Here is a 660-nt window from a genome sequence, read left to right on the forward strand (position 1 = left end):
CAGCAAAAGATCCTGGAGATGATCAAGCCCGAGTCGAAACACGGACACCGCACGGTGTCCGTGTTTCTTTACTTTGGTCGCCGTTCGACGTGCCATGACCTCGCCCGTCACGCACGCCCAGATGAAGGCGACGCTGACGACTGTCAGGAGCGAAGACACGCGTTCGGCGCGCGTCAGACCCGTATCTTCCAGGTTGAACCCTCTGGTTTTCAATGCGGCGTGCAGATTCTCTGTTTGCCAGCGCAGGGCATACCGGCGCATGTTCGGCAGGGCGTGCCCCCGATACGCCAGGTACAGCAGGTCACCGGCTGCGTTTTTCGTGGCCGCCACTCGCAGATTCACACCGTAGATGCGGGTCTGGCGATGCCAGACCCTGACTTCACCCACCTGAAGGTTCTTGAAGACCGCCCAGACCGGCATGCCGTGCGCGCCGATCGTGGCGCGAGCTGGAAGACGAATGCAGGGTGCAACCCCGTGCTGGTCGAGGAATCGAAACCAGTGCCGCCCAATGAATTCACGATCTGCGAGCAGGCACCGGATCTCCCGATCTGGGCAGAGCTTCAGGAAGCGCTCCACGAGCGCTTCCCGGACACAGGAACGACTGGCCCCACCGTGCGGGAGCAGTGTCCACATCAGCGGCAAACTGAACCCGTTCCACAC

1 protein-coding gene is annotated in these 660 nt (G+C 61.7%); it reads right to left on the reverse strand.

Annotation, left to right across the window (positions count from 1 at the left end):
- Positions 1-660: IS4 family transposase (locus tag IEY63_RS22085; protein ID WP_189071147.1), on the reverse strand; the 660-nt coding region annotated here is incomplete at both ends.

Origin of the sequence: Deinococcus radiotolerans, from assembly GCF_014647435.1 — a bacterium.
In the GTDB taxonomy this organism is placed as follows: domain Bacteria; phylum Deinococcota; class Deinococci; order Deinococcales; family Deinococcaceae; genus Deinococcus; species Deinococcus radiotolerans.